At 62.9% G+C, this 17,176-nt stretch carries 19 protein-coding genes; 5 read left to right on the forward strand and 14 right to left on the reverse strand.

The window, feature by feature from the left end:
* Positions 1-38: 38 nt before the first annotated feature.
* From B2S33_RS04530 to B2S33_RS04545, 4 genes are all read right to left on the reverse strand, one after another.
* Positions 39-803: a hypothetical protein gene (locus B2S33_RS04530; RefSeq protein ID WP_288649938.1), complete on the reverse strand. Its 765-nt coding sequence runs from the start codon at positions 801-803 to the stop codon at positions 39-41.
* A 72-nt stretch (positions 804-875) separates the two neighbouring features.
* The gene (locus B2S33_RS04535; RefSeq protein WP_027915715.1) at positions 876-1,646 is read right to left on the reverse strand and encodes an SDR family NAD(P)-dependent oxidoreductase; all 771 of its coding nucleotides are present in this window, start codon (positions 1,644-1,646) and stop codon (positions 876-878) included.
* A gap of 44 nt (positions 1,647-1,690) precedes the next feature.
* A complete protein-coding gene (locus B2S33_RS04540; RefSeq protein WP_288649940.1) occupies positions 1,691-2,659 on the reverse strand; it encodes a 5'-nucleotidase in 969 nt (322 codons plus the stop codon).
* Between the two features lie 35 nt (positions 2,660-2,694).
* Positions 2,695-3,186 carry a DUF1543 domain-containing protein gene (locus B2S33_RS04545; RefSeq protein ID WP_027915717.1) on the reverse strand — a complete coding sequence of 164 codons (492 nt, stop codon included), beginning with the start codon at positions 3,184-3,186 and terminating at the stop codon, positions 2,695-2,697.
* A 131-nt stretch (positions 3,187-3,317) separates the two neighbouring features.
* On the opposite strand from B2S33_RS04545, the gene B2S33_RS04550 reads away from it, so the two are divergent.
* Complete coding sequence (locus B2S33_RS04550) at positions 3,318-3,779, forward strand: hypothetical protein (protein ID WP_288501552.1); 462 nt, start codon at positions 3,318-3,320, stop codon at positions 3,777-3,779.
* A gap of 377 nt (positions 3,780-4,156) precedes the next feature.
* Here B2S33_RS04550 and B2S33_RS04555 read toward each other — a convergent pair whose 3' ends face one another.
* Positions 4,157-4,594, reverse strand: a complete 438-nt coding sequence (locus tag B2S33_RS04555; protein ID WP_028686398.1) for a carboxymuconolactone decarboxylase family protein — start codon at positions 4,592-4,594, stop codon at positions 4,157-4,159.
* Between the two features lie 193 nt (positions 4,595-4,787).
* Between B2S33_RS04555 and B2S33_RS04560 the strand changes: the two genes are divergently transcribed.
* Both B2S33_RS04560 and B2S33_RS04565 read left to right on the forward strand, forming a co-directional pair.
* A complete protein-coding gene (locus tag B2S33_RS04560) occupies positions 4,788-5,246 on the forward strand; it encodes a nucleoside deaminase (RefSeq protein ID WP_280076793.1) in 459 nt (152 codons plus the stop codon).
* Positions 5,243-6,439 carry a CynX/NimT family MFS transporter gene (locus tag B2S33_RS04565; RefSeq protein WP_288649943.1) on the forward strand — a complete coding sequence of 399 codons (1,197 nt, stop codon included), beginning with the start codon at positions 5,243-5,245 and terminating at the stop codon, positions 6,437-6,439. Before B2S33_RS04560 ends, B2S33_RS04565 begins: the two co-directional genes overlap by 4 nt.
* On the opposite strand, the gene B2S33_RS04570 is transcribed toward B2S33_RS04565, so the two are convergent.
* The 6 genes from B2S33_RS04570 to B2S33_RS04595 all read right to left on the reverse strand — a co-directional run bounded on the left by B2S33_RS04570 (position 6,432) and on the right by B2S33_RS04595 (position 12,701).
* Positions 6,432-7,865 (reverse strand): PLP-dependent aminotransferase family protein, encoded by a 1,434-nt coding sequence (locus B2S33_RS04570; RefSeq protein ID WP_288649946.1) that lies wholly within the window; start codon positions 7,863-7,865, stop codon positions 6,432-6,434. The genes B2S33_RS04565 and B2S33_RS04570 overlap by 8 nt on opposite strands.
* Before the next feature lie 81 nt (positions 7,866-7,946).
* Positions 7,947-8,285 (reverse strand): hypothetical protein, encoded by a 339-nt coding sequence (locus tag B2S33_RS04575; protein ID WP_033695131.1) that lies wholly within the window; start codon positions 8,283-8,285, stop codon positions 7,947-7,949.
* 161 nt (positions 8,286-8,446) lie between these two features.
* The gene (gene glcF, locus B2S33_RS04580) at positions 8,447-9,697 is read right to left on the reverse strand and encodes a glycolate oxidase subunit GlcF (RefSeq protein ID WP_088523206.1); all 1,251 of its coding nucleotides are present in this window, start codon (positions 9,695-9,697) and stop codon (positions 8,447-8,449) included.
* 9 nt (positions 9,698-9,706) lie between these two features.
* Positions 9,707-10,762, reverse strand: coding sequence for a glycolate oxidase subunit GlcE (gene glcE / locus B2S33_RS04585; protein WP_288649948.1), 1,056 nt, complete (start codon positions 10,760-10,762; stop codon positions 9,707-9,709).
* Positions 10,762-12,261, reverse strand: a complete 1,500-nt coding sequence (gene glcD / locus B2S33_RS04590) for a glycolate oxidase subunit GlcD (protein ID WP_288649950.1) — start codon at positions 12,259-12,261, stop codon at positions 10,762-10,764. Before glcD ends, glcE begins: the two co-directional genes overlap by 1 nt.
* Before the next feature lie 119 nt (positions 12,262-12,380).
* Positions 12,381-12,701, reverse strand: coding sequence for a DUF2388 domain-containing protein (locus tag B2S33_RS04595; RefSeq protein ID WP_027915726.1), 321 nt, complete (start codon positions 12,699-12,701; stop codon positions 12,381-12,383).
* A gap of 227 nt (positions 12,702-12,928) precedes the next feature.
* On the opposite strand from B2S33_RS04595, the gene B2S33_RS04600 reads away from it, so the two are divergent.
* Positions 12,929-13,555: a glutathione S-transferase family protein gene (locus B2S33_RS04600; protein WP_027915727.1), complete on the forward strand. Its 627-nt coding sequence runs from the start codon at positions 12,929-12,931 to the stop codon at positions 13,553-13,555.
* A 14-nt stretch (positions 13,556-13,569) separates the two neighbouring features.
* Here the strand turns inward: B2S33_RS04600 and mrdA are convergent, their stop codons facing one another.
* Positions 13,570-15,465 (reverse strand): penicillin-binding protein 2, encoded by a 1,896-nt coding sequence (gene mrdA / locus B2S33_RS04605; RefSeq protein WP_027915728.1) that lies wholly within the window; start codon positions 15,463-15,465, stop codon positions 13,570-13,572.
* 279 nt (positions 15,466-15,744) lie between these two features.
* Here mrdA and B2S33_RS04610 point away from each other — a divergent pair, with 279 nt between their 5' ends.
* Positions 15,745-16,236, forward strand: a complete 492-nt coding sequence (locus B2S33_RS04610; RefSeq protein WP_027915729.1) for a cysteine hydrolase family protein — start codon at positions 15,745-15,747, stop codon at positions 16,234-16,236.
* A 28-nt stretch (positions 16,237-16,264) separates the two neighbouring features.
* Here the strand turns inward: B2S33_RS04610 and B2S33_RS04615 are convergent, their stop codons facing one another.
* Both B2S33_RS04615 and B2S33_RS04620 read right to left on the reverse strand, forming a co-directional pair.
* Positions 16,265-16,963, reverse strand: a complete 699-nt coding sequence (locus B2S33_RS04615; RefSeq protein WP_027915730.1) for a pirin family protein — start codon at positions 16,961-16,963, stop codon at positions 16,265-16,267.
* A 33-nt stretch (positions 16,964-16,996) separates the two neighbouring features.
* The coding region (locus B2S33_RS04620; RefSeq protein ID WP_288649952.1) for a hypothetical protein at positions 16,997-17,176 on the reverse strand (180 nt) is incomplete at its 5' end.

Below are 17,176 nucleotides of genomic sequence, written 5' to 3' on the forward strand. Positions count from 1 at the left end.
CGAGGCGCTGGGGCTGACCACAGCGCCTTTGGACAGCGCTAGCGGCGGCGCAGCAGGCCTGCCAGCGCTACCGTCAACGCAACCGCCGTGGCCATTGCCAGCACAATGGTCGGCATGACCCCCAAAGCCCTCATCAGACCCGACAACATCAGGTAGAACGCCAGCACACCCACTGCGCCTATGGCGTTGCCGCGCACCATGGCCGCCATCCCCGCGCGCCCGTTCTGCACGTGAGCAAATACCATCAATGGCCAAGCGATGACCGGGATTGGCGCGAGCATGCCGCTGGTCTGGGGTCCAAGCCAGGCTGCCAGGTGCGTGGTGATCATCAGCAACGCCGTTGCCGAGACCATGCGCAAGGGGATTTCCCAGTAACGATGCCGTACACGTGCCAGCGTCTCAGGCCTGGGTTCACGCCCGCTGGCGACGATCAGAAGTACGATCAACGCCAGCGCTACGCCTATCGACACATACAAATGGCCCCAGTGCGTAAGCACATAGGCGACCAAGCCGTAGAAGACGATCGCCAAGCCCGCAGCAGCCCCGATGGCAAGCCTGCGTGTTGCATACAAGTAGAAGGCGTAGGTAGCGAGCACGGCTGCCAGGCCGCCCAGTGCTCCGGGCACGGCGTCCAGGGCAAAGTCTGTCCCTTGCTCCAGGCTCAGGAAGGTCATCACCAGCCCCGACGTGATGGGCATGCCCGCCAGTAATCCCCCTAGCAGCCCACCCCAGCGCCTGGAAGCGAGAGAGATGGCCCACATCAGCAAAGGGGTAATGGCAAGTTTCAGGTAGAACAAGGTCATCGCGGCGCGTTCCGGTTCTCAAGACAGTGCCGACTTTACCCTGTTGAATGCCCGGATGCCCGCCACTGATGCCTACCAGGGGATGTTGCGACCGTCCCAGCCCCAGAAGCTGCCCGTCACGTTCGGTCCGAGACGCCCGATCAGCTCCACGATGCACTGCGCGGCAAACGTCGTCTCGAACAGTTTGCCCTCAGGCACGTTGCCTTGGAACGGCCTTGACAGTTCCGTGTCCGTTGTACCCGGGTGCAAGGCCAGAACGGTCGCGTTAGGGTTCAGGCGCTTGAGTTCGATACTGGCTGTGTGTAGCAACTGATTCAGCGCCGCCTTGCTGGCCCGGTAGCTGTACCAACCCCCCAGACGGTTATCGCTGATCGAGCCCACGCGGGCGGACAGTGCAGCGAAGGTTGCAGGTTGCTTGCGCAGCAAAGGCAGCAGGTGTTTCAGCAACAAAACCGGGGCGAAGGCATTGGTGGTGAAGCTTGCGTGCAGGCTGGCAAGGTCCAATTGCGCCAGTGACTTTTCGGCCTTGGCGTTTTCCTGATGCAGGATCCCCAAGGTACTGATGACAAGGTGCAAGTGCACACATCGCTCGCCTGCTTGCGCGGCCATGGCGCCCAGGCTGGCCTCCTCGCGCGCGTCGCAGTCCACCAGTAGTACACGATTGGGGTGAGCGTCGGCCAGCGCCCTCAATGCCTGGTTCTGCGTGGCGCGGCGCGACACCGCTATCAGCTGATCGACGTCTTCGCGGGTCGCCAGCGCGTTGCACAGCGCGAGCCCGATTCCACGACTGGCCCCGCAGACCAGCACGCAGGCGTTCTCGTCCAACCCTGGTATGAGACTCATGACAGGCACTCTCTGGCCATCGTTTCGGTCAAGGGTAGACCGCCTCAGTCATCCGGATTTCCATCGACATGAGGTTCAGTCGTCGGTATCCGGTTCGCCACCCCAAAGGGCACGTGCACCATCGGCAAATCGCCCGCAGGCGAGTGCAGGTGGCTGCGCTGGTCATCGAAGAAGACATGGGGCTTGAGAATCGACAAGACGCGGGGTTTCTCCATGCCGCCCAGTAAGAAACACTCGTCGGGCGATACGCCCCAATCTTTGAGGGTCGTCACCACCCGCTCATGGGAAGGTGCATTGCGTGCCGTGACAATGGCGATGCGCAGGATGCGCTTGTAGTGCGGGTCATCTTCGAGCTTGCGGTCTTCGAGCGTGCGAATCAGCGACAGTTTGCGATACAGGTCGGCCAAGGGCCCAGGCGTATGGGGCACGCGCTGATGGGCCTGCTCGTGGGCCTGGAATTCATCCAGGCTGTTGCCACGCTTGTAGACGCTTTCGGCTTCGTCGTCGGCGATCACGCCATCGAAGTCGAACGCTACGCGCAGCTCGGTATCGATTTCGTCATCGTAGATACGGGTCGGCAGAACACGCCCTGCGGGGTAATTGGCGTCGATGGCTTTCTGTACGTCCTCTTCGTTGGCGCTCAGAAACAGCGATGCGTTGAACGCTGGTATGTACTCATACGGTGAACGGCCCGACATGAACGCGGCGCGGGTGATGTCCAGGCCGTAGTGGTTGATCGAGCGAAATACCCGCAGGCCCGTTTCCGGCGAATTGCGCGATAGCAACACCACCTCGACGGGCAACTGCTCGGGGAACGCCTGGTTGATACGCAGAAAACGACGGATAAACGGAAACGCCACGCCTTTGGGGAAGGGCTCATCCAGGTTCTGTTCCTGATGCCATCGGTACGCTTCGACACCCTCCTGGGTGTAGATGTCGTCCGAAACGGTAAGGTCGAACAGCGCACTGGAGGCAACGCCAATCACCAGTTTCTGTTCGATGGGGTAAGGCATGGGAAACTCCCTACGGCCCCGGCAGAGGCGCAAAGTCAGAGGGGGATGTAGTCATTACGCGAAACGACAGGTTTGTGCGGCCCTTCGACCAGGTGCACGTACAGCCCGTCCACGCAGTCGATGGCCAGACAGTCGTCCACGCTCAGCACCGCATCGGTGTGCGGCTTGAGCCAGCCGGCCTGCATGTGTTGCTTGCCCAATGCCTTGGCATCGGCCTTGTTGCGGGCGCTGACCAGCACATAACGGTGCGCTTCGCCGAACACACCGCGTTCGTAGCCGCCCAGGTTGATGAAGTACAGGCGCAGCGCACCGCGTTTTGCAGGGTAGGGGTGCAACTCCACTCGCATGCCATCCACGCCGTCCACTTCCAGCCAGGCATCGATGTGCAGCCCCTGCTGGCTGCCGAACCATGCGTCGCGCAGTTGCGCATAGGCCTGTTGCAGGCTGGGTGCCTGGGCGAACACCATGTCGTGGACCTCGATCTTGGCCCCTGCATGGCGTCCCCCCAGCATGACGATATAAAGCATGAGGTTTCCTTGTTGAATCGATCATCGCATGGCGTCATTTTGCAGCATCCGCACGCCGCTTCAAGCGCAGTGCTTGGCGCCTGGGCACAAGAAGGCTAGTGTGGTCGAACCTTTGACTGCGAGATAGCAAGATGCGCACTCCTTTTCTGTTCCTGGCGATGCTCTGTGCACCCCTGGTGCAAGCCGCCGAGCACTGGACGTTGAATGACCAGTTCGACCAGGCGTTCACGTTGGACGACAAGACCCGCGTGGTCATGGTTGCGCGCAGCATGGCCACTGCACGGTTGGTCAACAATGCGGTCGAGCATACGCCAGAGGGCTATCTTGAAGCGCGGGGCGTGGTGTTCGTCGCGGACATCGAGAAGATGCCCAGCATGGTGGCAGCGGTGATGGTGCCTGCCATGCGGTCGGCCAACTACCGGATTTTGCTGGATCGGGACGGCGAGGTGGCCAAGAGCTATGGCGGGGACCGCGAATCGGTGCAATGGCTGGAGGTTCAGGACGGCAAAGTGGTGACAGAGCAGCGGTACAGTGATTTACCCAGTTTGAGGCAGGCACTGGTGAAGATGACTGGGCGGGTTGCAGGGGGTTGATGCAGTGGCGTGACCGTTGAAGCGCAACGCGCAAGCGCCTGGGTTTGGAGCAAGGACACGCTTCTTGCCGCACCAGGACACCACCGCATCACGCTCAGCCATCAGCGGTGGATGCGACGGGCCGAGCAACCCAGGAGCCAGGCTTCGCAACTTGAAGGTGTGTGGCCGCTTTGCGGCTTTGGCGATGTGAGCTGCGAAACTGAAATCCTGGGGCCGCCATGCGGCCCATCGCGGCCGGCCCGGCGCCCCGGCAAGTCCGCTTCCACACTGGAACTGAGTGGCCTTCGAGGGATGTGCAACGATTCAACATGCGGCATAGCTGGATGTTGCTACTGCTGCTTCCAATCAGAGAAGACTGAAGCAAACACCAGACGTCCTCAACCCGCCACCATGGCAAACCCCACGCCGAACCGGTTCCACGCATTGATCGTCGCGATAGCCAGCGTCAGATTCACCACCTCCGCTGGCTCGAAGTGTTCCAGCAGCGCCTCATATTCCCCCTGTGGGGCACCACAATCGGCCAGCCGTGTCAGGCTTTCGACCCACGCCAACGCCGCTCGCTCACGCTCCGTGAAGTAAGTCGTCTCTCGCCACACACACAACGTCTGCAGGCGGGCCTCGCGCTCCCCGGCTTTGCGCGCGTCGTTGGCGTGCAGGTTGACGCAGTACGCGCAGCCATTGATCTGCGATGCGCGCAAGCGCACCAGTTCAAGCAGATCATGCTCAAGGCCTGTGCGGGTCAACGCCTGCTCCAGGGCTGCCATGGCCTTGTAGGCGTCAGGGGCTTGTTTCGACCAGTCGATGCGGTGTTGCATGGCGCTCTCCAGAAACGCATTAGGGTGGCGCCACAATACCCTCGGCCGCCGATACGTCCGATAGCCAATCCGCTCATCTTCGGGGAGGCCAATCCCGCCATTCGCATCCCCACTGACAGGCATCCAATCTCTTCATTTCTGTCACTGCCGCCGACTCAGGATAATGACCCGTCCCATCCAAGGAGATTGAGCCATGCCCGACGTCCGTTTCATGAGCGAAGCCCTCGAACTGGCACGCGCCAACATCGCAGCCGGAGGCCGGCCGTTCGGTGCCGTGCTGGTGTATGAGGGCCAAGTCGTTGCGCGCGGTGTCAATGAAATCCACCGCTCACAAGACCCGACTACCCATGCCGAGATGCAAGTCATCCGCCAGGCCAGCCAGGCGCTGGGGCGCGCTCGCCTGGATGGCGCAGAGGTGTATGCCAGCGGCCACCCATGCCCCATGTGCCTGGCGGCCATGCACCTGTGCGGTATCAGCCAGGCCTGGTTCGCGTATGACAACGAGGAAGGCCAGCCTTACGGGCTGTCCACCGCTGACGTGTACGCGCAGATGACCCGTGCGCCTCAGCAGCAGTCATTGCCGCTACGCGCCCTCAAGCCCGACGGCGAAAATGGGCTGTACGCTCAGTGGCAACAGGCCAATGCCCAATGACAGCAGTCTGGAGAGCGATGCTGGTCGTGCTGCTGGCGTTGAATCTGCGACCGATTCTGACCAGCATCGGCCCCTTGCTCGATCCAATGCGCATCAGTACCGGCCTGGGTTATCAGCAAGCGGCATTGCTGACGGCGCTGCCGGTGTTGTGCATGGGAGCGGTGCCATTATTGCACCCTTGGTCACGCCGATGGTTGAGCGAACAGGCCGGCATGCTCGGTGGTCTGGCGGCCATCGCGCTGGCGTGTCTCTGGCGGTTGCAACTCGAAAGTGCCTGGGCACTACTTGCCAGCGCAGTGCTCGCCGGCTTGGGCGTGGCGGTGGTGCAGGGCATGATGCCGGGCCTGGTCAATCGCTGGTTTCCAGGGAGGCTTGCTGGCGCAATGGGCCTGTACTCGGCTGCTTTGATGAGCGGCGGCGGGCTGGCTGCTGTGCTGGGCCCGCACCTGGCCGAGTATGCCGGGCAATGGCAGGTGGGACTGGGGGTCTGGGTCGCGCCGGCGCTGGTTGCCATGCTGGCATGGCTCATCTTGCGGCCACGCAACGCACAAGCCCCTGTCTTCAAAACAGTCAGCGGGCACTGGTTTGGCCACCGACGGGCCTGGTTACTGGCGGTGTATTTCGGCCTCATCAACGGAGGCTACACCAGCATGGTCGCTTGGTTTCCAGCGTTTTACCTGGAGCAGGGTGGCAGCGCACAGGGCGGCGCCGACCTGGTGGGGCTGATGACCCTGTTCCAAGTACTGGGCGCATTGGGCCTGCCGCTGCTACTCAGGCGCTGGGTAGATCGGCGTCCAGGCCTTGCGCTGGCGCTGTCGATCCAACTGGTGGGGTTCATGGGGTTGCTGATGGCGCCCACCGCAGCACCCAGGCTTTGGGTAGCGTTGATCGGGTTCGGGCTGGGCGCCTGTTTCAGCCAAAGCCTGACCCTGACCCTCGAACATCTTCCTACGCCAGCCGAAGCCGGCGGCCTGGCGGGTTTCGTCCAGGGTATCGGCTTCATCATCACCGGCTGTGTGCCATACATTGTCGGGTGGCTGCGTGCGCTCGACGGTGATTTTCAAAGCGCTTGGATTGTGCTCATCGCCAGCGTGGTGACGATGCTGCTGGTGACGTTGGCCTTCAGCCCGCAAAGCTACGCGAAGGCCTTGGCTCGACCCGCCGCGGTCGATAGGGTCGCTGCCCTCAGCTGATTCGCCGCAGGGTATCGCGCAGCCGGTCGAGTGCCGGGTCGATGTCGAGCATTTCAATGTCACCAAAGCCCATCAACAGCCCTGGGCGCACTGGCGTTTCATTGAAAAACGGGGCAAGTGAGTAAATGCCCAGGTCGACCTTGTGGGCTTGTTCTACCAGGTCCTCCACATCGACCCCTGGTTGCGCCAAGGCGCTTAGATGAAAACCGGCCTCGGCGGGAATGACCCTGAGCCAAGGGGAAAGGTCGTCGTCCAGCCGCTGCAACAAGCGATCGCGGCGTGCGCTGTACACTTCATGGCAACGGCGGATGTGCCGGTTCAGATGCCCCTGTTCCACGAAACGGGCCAGGGCCCACTGCAGCAGGGTCGGGCTGTGCCAGTCGCTCAGTTGCTTGGCCACGCAACTGGCCTTGAGCACGGCCTCTGGCAAAACGGCATAACCCAGGCGCAGCTCCGCAAGCAAGGTCTTGGAAAACGTGCCGACGTAAGCGACAAGGCCATGGGAGTCAAGACGCTGCAGCGCGTCGGCCTTGGGCCCTTGATAGCGGAATTCACAGTCGTAGTCGTCCTCGATGATCAGTGCGCCCAATGCGGCTGCCCGGGCCAGAAGCGCTCGCCGGCGTTTTTCGCCCATCGGCATACCCAGTGGGAACTGGTGCGAAGGGGTGACATAGATCAGCTGCGTGCCCTCGGCTATCTGGTCAACGCACAACCCTTCGTCATCCACCGGCACCCCCTGCACCTGGGCGCCCAAGGCCAGGAACAACTGCCGTGCGGGCGGGTACCCCGGGTCTTCCATCGCGACCTTGCAGCCAGGCTCCACCAGCACCCTGGCGATCAAGTCCAGGGCCTGCTGTGCGCCGTTGCAGACGAGGATATCGTCAGCCGTGCAGTGCACGCCCCGGGCGTAGGCGATGTGGTGGGCGATGACCTCGCGCAGCTCCGCAAGGCCCTGGGCTGGGAAGTGCCGCTGGGGGTGATGCTGGCTCCGCCGCACGGCGTAGTTCAGGCAACTGCGCCATAGGTCGAACGGGAATAGTGCCTTGCTCGCCACTCCGCCGATGAAGTCATAACGCACCGTCGATAGCGCTTGGCGTTGGCCTAGCACGGTGGCGCGGGATTGCCAGCGCCTGAGCGACGCATCGCCGGCAAGGGTCAAGGCAAGTGGCCGCGCGCTGCGCTTGGGTTCAAGCGTATTGATGAACGTCCCCCGGCCGACCACCGCGCTCAGCAGGTTGTCCTGGGTCAGGCGTGCATAGGCGTCCGCGACGGTCTTGCGCGACACGCCCAGTTGCTCGGCCAACAGGCGGCTGGGCGGCAACTGGCTGCCAGCGGCCAGGTGACCGCGCTCGATCCCCGCGCGCAATTGCGCGTAGAGCTGGGCAGCCAAACCTTTGCGGCCCTCCAGGCGAATATGCAGTTCCATGGGGCATTCCAGAGCAAGAGAGCGCTCAGGATAGCGGATTGCGTACGGCAAAGGCGCTTGCTCCTGCAGTAGCAAGATCGCTTACGACCTGGCCATGCTCACCGTGATATAGCCTTTGCCCGATAGGATGATGCGGATGCGTGTTTCGTCAGCAGGGGCGCTGCGGCAGCGCTTGATGAGCACGCCTTCCTGTGCGACGGCCTTCATGTGATGGGTGATGGCTCGGCCCCGAACGTCGAAGAACGCTTCACTGGCGAGCAGTTCGATTCGCTCGATCAGTTGTCTGGATTGCTCATCGGTGACGCAGAAGAACATGACACCAGAAAGATGAGGGTCCTGGTCCGGGTTGGTCAGATCATGGGTAAGCAGTTCGCGCAGGTTGCTGCGCAGTTCGGCAAGAAGGTGCGGAGTGTCGAGCATGCGCAGCGTCCTGTGTGAGGGGCGACTGCGCCGATCATGTTTTCTGCCATGCCAAGCGACAAGTAGGACGGTTCCTAAGGTGGCCGGTGAAAAATCCCAATCACATGAATGGGCAACGCTCAAACGTGCGGTGATCGAGATGCTCACGGCAGCAGGGCCGCCTACTCCTTGTGCGTCCCGGCGTGGTCTTCTGCGTGCCTGACTGCCTCTTCGACGATCTCTACCCAGTGCCGAACCGCAGTGCGCCCTGCGCTATTCAAATGCACCTGACAGCCAATGTTGGCGGTGGCTATCTCGTCCGGTTGCCCGCGTTCCAGGGCCTCCAGCCGGTTATCGCGCAGCTGCCTGGACATCCCTGGCTGGGTCAGCGAGTAGGTGCCTGCCGAGCCACAACACAGGTGAGCATCGGTAACCGGCGTCAAGGTAAACCCGATTCGGATCAGTAGCGCTTCGACAGCCCCACCCAGTTTCAGGGCATGTTGCAGCGTGCATGGGCAATGAAACGCCAGGCGCCGCCCCGCGGGTACCGCCAGCTGCTCGATAGGCGCATCACCCAGGACTTCCACCAGGTCACGGCACAGGCTGCTGACCCGTGCCGCCTTGGCTGCGTAGGCCGGGTCAGCGGCCAAAAGGTGAGCATACTCGCGCACGAACGCGGCGCAGCCGCTCGCTGGAATCACGATCGCCTCGACGCCGGCCTCGACGGCCGGCCACCAGGCATCGATGCGCCGTCGTGCGCGCTGCAAGCCTTGCTCCTGGGCATTGAGGTGGAAATCGATGGCTCCACAGCACTCCCCGGCCGGTGCAGGGGTCACGCTGATGCCGACGCGGTCGAGCAGGCGCGCCGCCGCGGCGTTGGTCGCCGGTGACAATGCCGGTTGCACGCACCCCTCGAGCATCAGGACGCGTCGCCGGTGGCGTACGGCAGGGCGCGTCAGGTCAGCTGCCTTGCGCAGCGGAACCTTTTCCCGGGCCTGCGCCGGTAGCCACGGGCGCAGGGCTTGGCCAGCTCGGAGCAGGGCTCTGAAAACAGCGGGGCGCACCATCGTAAAGCGCAGGCCGTGACGCAACAGGCGCTGGCCCATTGGCCTTGGCACCTGCTGCTCCACGACGGCCCGGCCGATGTCCAGCAGGTCGTGATAACGCACACCCGACGGGCAAGTGCTTTCGCAGCTGCGGCACGACAGGCATCGGTCCAGGTGAGCCTGAGTGCTGGTAGTGGCGGGCTGGCCTTCGAGCACCTGCTTGATCAGGTAGATACGTCCACGCGGGCCATCGAGCTCATCGCCAAGCAGTTGGTAGGTGGGGCAGGTCGCTGTGCAGAAGCCGCAGTGTACGCACGCGCGCAAGATACGTTCTGCCTCGTCGGCGCGCTCGAGCGTGCGTGCGCTGTCACTCAAGTTGGTCTGCATAGGCTGCCCTCAAAGGTCCGGGTACAGACGGCCAGGGTTGAAAATGCGCTTGGGGTCCAGCTGGGCCTTGAGGCTACGGTGGTAGCGCATCAGCGGCTCCGACAACGGCGGATAGTGGGCCTGGCCTGGGGTAAGGCACAGCGCATGGCCGCGAGCCTGCTCGGCAATGCGGTGAATGGCGTGGGCTGGGGCATCCGTGCGCAGCCAACGCTGGGCGCCTGCCCAGTCCAGCCATTGGCGCCCCGGCAGGTCCAGTTCTCCTGTCGCGAGAGGTACCGACACACGCCACAAGGGTTCGCTGCCCTGGGTGAAGAATGCCAGGCGCTGCTCACGCAGTTGCGTCCAGAACTCGCCGTCCACGCACTCGCCGCCAAGGCGCTGGCGGGCCGACGCTACCGAACCCTCGCCACCTTCCAGGCGCACGAACAGCGCTTGGCCATCGTGGCAGGCGCCGCTCAGCGGCAGCGGTTGCGCGCCCCAGCGCGTGAGCTCGGCCAAGGCCTGGCTGCGGTCCATTCCAAGGCGCAGGCTTACGCAGTGCCGCGGCACGGGCAGGACCTTGAGCGATACCTCGGTCAACACGCCCAGACAGCCGAAACTGCCTGCCAGCAACCGTGAAAGGTCATACCCGGCTACGTTTTTCATTACCTGGCCGCCAAAGCGCAGCAAGCTGCCCTGGCCCGTGATTACCTGTGTGCCCAGCACGAAGTCGCGCACTGATCCTGCCCAGGGCCGCCGGGACCCGGACAAGCCAGCCGCCACCATGCCGCCCAAGGTGGCACCCGGGCCCAGGTGCGGTGGCTCGCACGGTAGCATTTGTCCGTTATCCTGCAGCGCGGCCTCTATGTCGCGCAAAGGCGTACCGGCGCGAGCCGTCAGCACCAGCTCCGTGGGGTCATAACTGACGATGCCGCGATGGCCGCGTGTATCAAGCACTTGCCCGTGGACGGCATGGCCGATCATCGCCTTGCTGCCGCTGCCCTGTATGCACAAGGGCGTACCTGCATCCAGCGCTTGGCGTACCTGGTCGAGCAGCGCCTGGCTTGCATCCTGGTCCGCGTCCATCAAAACCGCTCCAGGGCAGGGAAGGGCAACTGCCCATGGTGCACGTGCAACGCACCGAATTCGGCGCAGCGGTGCAGCGTGGGAATGTTCTTGCCAGGGTTGAGCAAGCCCTGCGGGTCGAATGCAGCCTTGACCGCGTGAAACACGCGCAGCTCGTCATGAGTGAACTGGGCGCACATCTGGTTGATCTTCTCCCGGCCAACCCCATGCTCACCGGTGATGCTTCCCCCCACGGCCACGCACAGTTCAAGGATTTTTCCACCCAGGGACTCGGCCCGCTCCAGTTCGCCAGGCCGGTTGGCGTCGAACAGGATCAGCGGGTGCATATTACCGTCACCCGCATGGAACACGTTGGCCACCCGCAGCCCATGTTCGCGCGCCATTTCATTGATCCGCACCAGCACGTAAGGCAATTCACGCCGCGGAATCGTACCGTCCATACAGTAATAGTCCGGGGACAGGCGGCCTACGGCAGGGAAGGCATTCTTGCGTCCCGCCCAGAACCGTGCACGCTGTGCCTCGTTACACGCCAGCCGCACCTCGCAGGCGCCGGCCTGGGTGAACAGCGCGGCAACCCGTTCGCAGTCTTCCTGCACATCGGCCTCGACGCCGTCGAGTTCACACAAGAGGATGGCGGCTGCCTCCACTGGATACCCGGCATGGATGAAGTCCTCGGCAGCGCGAATCGCCAGGTTATCCATCATTTCCAGGCCCCCGGGGATGATGCCGGCGGCAATGATGTGGGCGACGGACCGTGCGGCGTCCTCGACCCGGTCAAAGCTGGCCAGCAGGACCCGTGCCACGGGTGGCTTGGGCAGCAGCCGTACGGTCACCTCGGTGACGATCCCCAGCATGCCTTCGGAGCCTGTGAACAGTGCCAGCAGGTCGAACCCAGGGCTGTCGAGCGCATCGCTACCCAGGGTCAACCGTTCACCTGCCACGGTAAGCACTTCCAGTTTCAGGATGTTGTGAACGGTCAGACCATACTTCAGGCAATGCACGCCGCCTGCGTTTTCAGCCACATTGCCGCCGATGGTGCAGGCAATTTGCGATGAGGGATCGGGGGCGTAGTACAGACCGTAAGGGGCGGCGGCCTGGGAAATGGACAGGTTGCGAACGCCCGGCTGGACGCGGGCGAAGCGGCCCTGGGGGCTGACTTCAAGGATACGATTGAGCCGCGCCATGACCAGCAACACGCCTTTGGCCAAGGGCATGGCACCGCCAGACAGCCCGGTTCCGGCGCCGCGAGCCACGACAGGTACGGTGAGCCGGTGGCAGATCTGCAGCACAACCTGTACCTGATCCACGCGCTCGGGTAACACCACCAGCAACGGGACCGTGCGGTACGCCGCCAGACCGTCGCACTCATACGGCTTGAGGTCCTCATCGCGGCATAGCAATTGAAGATCGGGCAGTGCATCGCGCAGGGACTGGATCAAAAGCGCGCGGTCAACCGTTGGCAGCGCTCCGTCGACGCGTTCGTCATACAACATCGCCATCTCACTTGGATGCTTTGTTTTTATGGGGTCATGACGAGTGTAGCCCCAGTTCGGGCCCAGGGCTTGCAGGGCGGGCTACGACCGGCGTTGGCCACTACGAAAGCCAACGCCGGCGGCAGTCATTGTTGGGCGACCAGAGGGTCGTCCTGGGAGAGAATGGCGCGAGCCAGTTCTTCATCGTTGACTTGCAGGCCGGGGTGGTCCTTGCGTGCTTGCTGCAAGGCAGCTTCCACGTAGGCACCACGAATGGCACCACCGCTGGCGACGAATGCAGACAGCTCGTCACGGGCAGGAATGATGCGCTTGTCATCCTTGAACGTTGAGTACAGCGAAGCCGAGACACCGGCCGAGGTGGCAATGTCGCGGCCGTCGACGCGGGCCATGGCAGCGCCGGCAGGCAATAGAAGCAGCAGTGCGGGTACGAGGGCAAGTTGGCGCATGTCGTGTTCTCCAATAGGTGAAGCCCAGGGGATTACCACTATTGGTGAGAGGCTACGCAGGTGGGTGGAGTTCCATCACCGAAGCGTTAGCCGATGGTCTGCTCATACGGGACAGGATGGGGCTGGTCAACCGACCTGGCAACCATCGACGCCAGGCCCGATTGACCGCACCGCCACCCGCGTGCTCTGCTCAGGGGCCCACCCTGACAGCCATCGAGGGCTGCACCATGTCTGAATACACGTTGCACTGCTTCGCCGAATCCGGGAATGCGTACAAGGCTGCGCTAATGCTCGAGCTGACCGGCCAGGACTGGCAGCCAGTGTTCGTAGATTTCTTCAACGGCCAGACCCGCGACCCGGTGTGGCGTGATGAGGTGAACGAGCAGGGTGAGGTGCCGGTGCTGATGCATGCGGGCACCTGCTTGACCCAGTCGGCGTTGATCCTCGAGTACTTGAGCGCACAGACAGGCCAGTTCGGCCCGGAGCATGAAGAAGATCGGCGTGAGATCTGGCGCTGGATGCTGTTCGACAACCACAAGTTCACCAGCTATTACGCGGCGCTGCGCTTTCTGTTGTGCCTGAAGAAGACGGGCGAAACCGAGGTGACGACGTTTCTGCGCGAGCGCGCCGCCGCAGCCTACCGCATCGTCGATGGGCACCTGGCCGGCACGCCATTCATGGTCGGCGCGCGGGCGACCATCGCCGACTTGTCGCTGGCCGGTTATGTGTTCATGCCCGAGGACACCGGTATGGACGTGCAGCAGTACACGCACATCGAAGCCTGGAAAGCCCGCCTGCAGGCGTTGCCAGGCTGGCAGCACCCCTACGATCTGATGCCCCGCGTCGCGCCCTGAACGGATAGCCGATTTCAGCCGTGGGCAGGTGGCTTGACCGCCGAGCTGCCGGCGTACTCGGGCTTGAGATGACCTTGATCGTCCAGCAGGTAAGCGTCCATGACCTCGCGGACTACCGGACCTGCGACCCGCCCACCGGCTTCGCCGTTTTCGATCATCACCGCCACGACCACGCTAGGGTGCTCGGCCGGAGCGAAACCGACGAACAAGGCGTTGTCACGGTGCCGTTCCAGGGTCTTGTTGCGGTTGTAGCGTTCCCCTTGCTTGATGGCCACGACCTGGGCCGTGCCGCTCTTGCCGGCAATGCGGTATTGCGCGCCGGCAGCGGCAGCACGCGCGATGCCGCGCGGGTCGTGCATGACCATTTGCATACCTTGGCTGACCTGGTCCCAGGCGCGTTTGTCGTGCAGGACGATATCGGGCATGGGGTTGGGGTCGACCGGCGCATCGCCACCGACGGTCATCGCCAGGTGCGGGCGGTGCCATACGCCCTTGCTGGCCAGCAGACTGGTGGCTTGGGCCAACTGCAACGGCGTGACCTGCATGTAGCCCTGGCCAATGCCCAGGATCAACGTTTCACCCGGGAACCAAGGCTGTCGGCGTGTCGCGCGCTTCCATTGGGCCGAAGGCATCAGCCCGGCTGCTTCTTCGAACATGTCCAGCGACACCTTCTGGCCGAGGCCGAACTCAGCCATGTAGTCGTGCAAGCGCTCGATACCCAGTTTGTGCGCCAGGTCGTAGAAGTAGGTGTCGTTGGAGCGCATGATCGCCGTGTACATGTCCACCCAGCCATCACCGCTACGGTTCCAGTTACGGTACTTGTGGTCGTAGTTGGGCAGCTCGTAGTAACCCGGGTCGAACACCCGGTTGCCCGGCGTGATCACGCCGCTGTCCAGCCCGGCAATGGCCACCTCGGGCTTGACCGTCGAACCTGGGGCATACAGCCCGCGCAGCACGCGGTTGAACAGGGGGCGGTCGATGGAGTCGCGCAGTTGGGCGTACTGCTTGAAACTGATGCCCTTGACGAACAGGTTGGGGTCAAAGCCCGGGTTACTGACCATCGCCAGCACATCGCCGTTGGCCGGGTCCAGCACCACCACCGAGCCACGGCGCTCGCCCAGGGCCTTTTCCGCCGCCAATTGCAGGTGGGCATCGAGGGTCAGCACGATATCCTGGCCTGGGGTAGGGGCCTTGTGATTGAGCACGCGCATCACCCGGCCCTGGGCATTGGTCTCGACTTCCTCATAGCCTACGTGGCCGTGCAACTGACTTTCGTAGAAGCGTTCGATGCCCGTCTTGCCGATCGACTGAGTACCCCGGTACTCGGTGCTGTCCAGGGTCTTGGCTTCTTTTTCGTTGATGCGCCCTACGTATCCGACCGAATGGGCAAAGTGCTCGCCCAGCGGGTATTCGCGGATGAATTGCGGCTCGACTTCAAGGCCCGGCAACCGGAACTGGTTGACGGCAATCAAGGCAATCTGCTCTTCGTTCAAGCCCACCATCAAGGTGACCGGTTCGAAGGGTTTGCGCCCGCGTCGCAGATCCTTGTCGAACTGCTTGCGGTCCTCCTCATCCAGTCCCAGGACCTGGGTCAGGGTGTCGAGCACCTTGGCGCTGTCTCCGCCGGTCCGTTCACGGGTCATGGTCAGGTCGAAGCTGGGCTTGTTGTCGGCCAGCACGGTGCCATTGCGGTCGTAGATCAAGCCTCGTTCGGGTGCGATCGGCAGTACATGGACGCGATTGTTCTCCGAGACGGCGCTTTGCTGGTCATGCTGGATGACTTGCAGCACATATAACCGACCAATCAGGATGGCGACCAGGCTGAAGACCAGCGCAGCGCAGGCCAGTAGCCGGCGGTTGACCAGGTGCTTTTCCTTTTCATGGTCCTTGAGGGGGATCGGTTGGGGCATGGGCTCTGTCTGTAGAAGGCTGGGCGCGCAGGCGTGGGTCCTGCCTGGTACCGGATGGGGCAGTGATGCTACGCAAGCTGCATGCCTGCCTCAAGGCGCGTAGCCGCATGGTGAGCAGACCCAGGCCCAGGCCGCCCGAGCCTGTGGGGCTCAGGCCTGCATGAAGATTTGTTCATCAGCCTTGCCGAGTACTGTCCCGCACCAGCAGGTTTGGCTTCAACGCGCTCTTTAGGCCCAGGCGGGTATACTCCGTGGCTTTTTTCATGACAGAAGGTGCTCATGCGTCAGGTCCTGCTCATCGTGGACGTCCAGTCCACATTCAGCCCGCCGGAATGGTTGATCGACGGGCTGCGACTGCTGTCGGCCAATATACCTACCATCGCCTCGGTCGAGTTGCACGATGAGCGGGTGACACCGTTCGAGCGGCAATTGGGCTGGCATCCGGCTGCCCAGGATGAAAGCCTGATCGAAGCCGATCAGGTGTTCATCAAGCATGGTTACGGGCCGGGTACCGAAATGATCGAGTACCTGCACCGTCTGGGGGTGCAGCGTGTGCTGGTGAGCGGTTTGCAGACCGACACCTGTGTGCTGGCAGCCGGTTTCGCGCTGTTCGACGCCGGGTTGATGCCGACGCTGGTGACTGACATGACGGTCGGCTCCTCGCTGGATCGCTCGGCGAAGATGGGCATCGCCTTGTGGGCGCATCATTTCCGCCAGGTCACCACGTCCGCCGAGGTGTTGGCTGAGTTGGCCCAGCCGGGCAATCCTTGAGGGACTGGCCCGGCTGGGTGCTACTGTCTCAGGCAACGTCAACCAGCACGATTTCGCTGTCTTCCAGGGCTGTGACCTGCAGCAGCGTTTCTTCGGCGATGGCCACGCCGTCTCGGGCATTGGCTTTCAGCCCATTGACCTCGATGCGGCCCTTGGCCGGGACCAGGTAGCCGCGACGCTTGGGGTCGAACCGGTATTCGGCGGTTTCTCCGGCGCGCAGCGTTGCGGCGACCAGGCGGGCATCGGTACGAATCGGCAGGCTGCCTTCATCGCCATCCCTGCCACTGGCCAGGGTCACGAAGCCTTCGCCGCGTTCACCCTTGGGGAACGGGCGTGTACCCCAGGACGGTGCTTCACCACTGCGCTCGGGCACGATCCAGATCTGGAAAATGCGCGCGTCGCTGTCCTCTTGGTTGTACTCGCTGTGCGCGATGCCCGTGCCGGCGCTCATCACCTGCACGTCGCCGGCCTCGGTTCGGCCCTTGTTTCCCAGGTTGTCTTCATGGGTGATGGCTCCTTCGCGGACGTAGGTGATGATTTCCATGTCCCGGTGAGGGTGGGGCGGGAAGCCGCTGCCAGCGGCGATGATGTCGTCGTTCCAGACGCGCAGGTTGCCCCAATGCATGCGTGCTGGGTCGTAGTACTCGGCGAATGAGAAGTGGTGGTGCGCATCGAGCCAGCCGTGGTTGGCCGCGCCGAGGGTATTGAATGGTCGTAGTTGAAGCATGATCGGACTCCTTCAAGGGGTGGAATGGGACCATCATGCGCTAATGAAACATCTAAAATAAGCGTAAATATCGGCTTTTTTTAATCGAATAAATAGATACCTTTTTTGAGGTAACCCCCCTATATTGCCGTTGCCGTTGCCGTTGCCGTTGCCGTTGCCGTTGCCGTTGCCGTTGCCGTTGCCGTTGCCGTGGCCTCTGCCGTGGCCTATGCC

Source organism: Pseudomonas sp. UBA5568 (genome assembly GCF_002425525.1).
GTDB lineage: Bacteria > Pseudomonadota > Gammaproteobacteria > Pseudomonadales > Pseudomonadaceae > Aquipseudomonas > Aquipseudomonas fulva.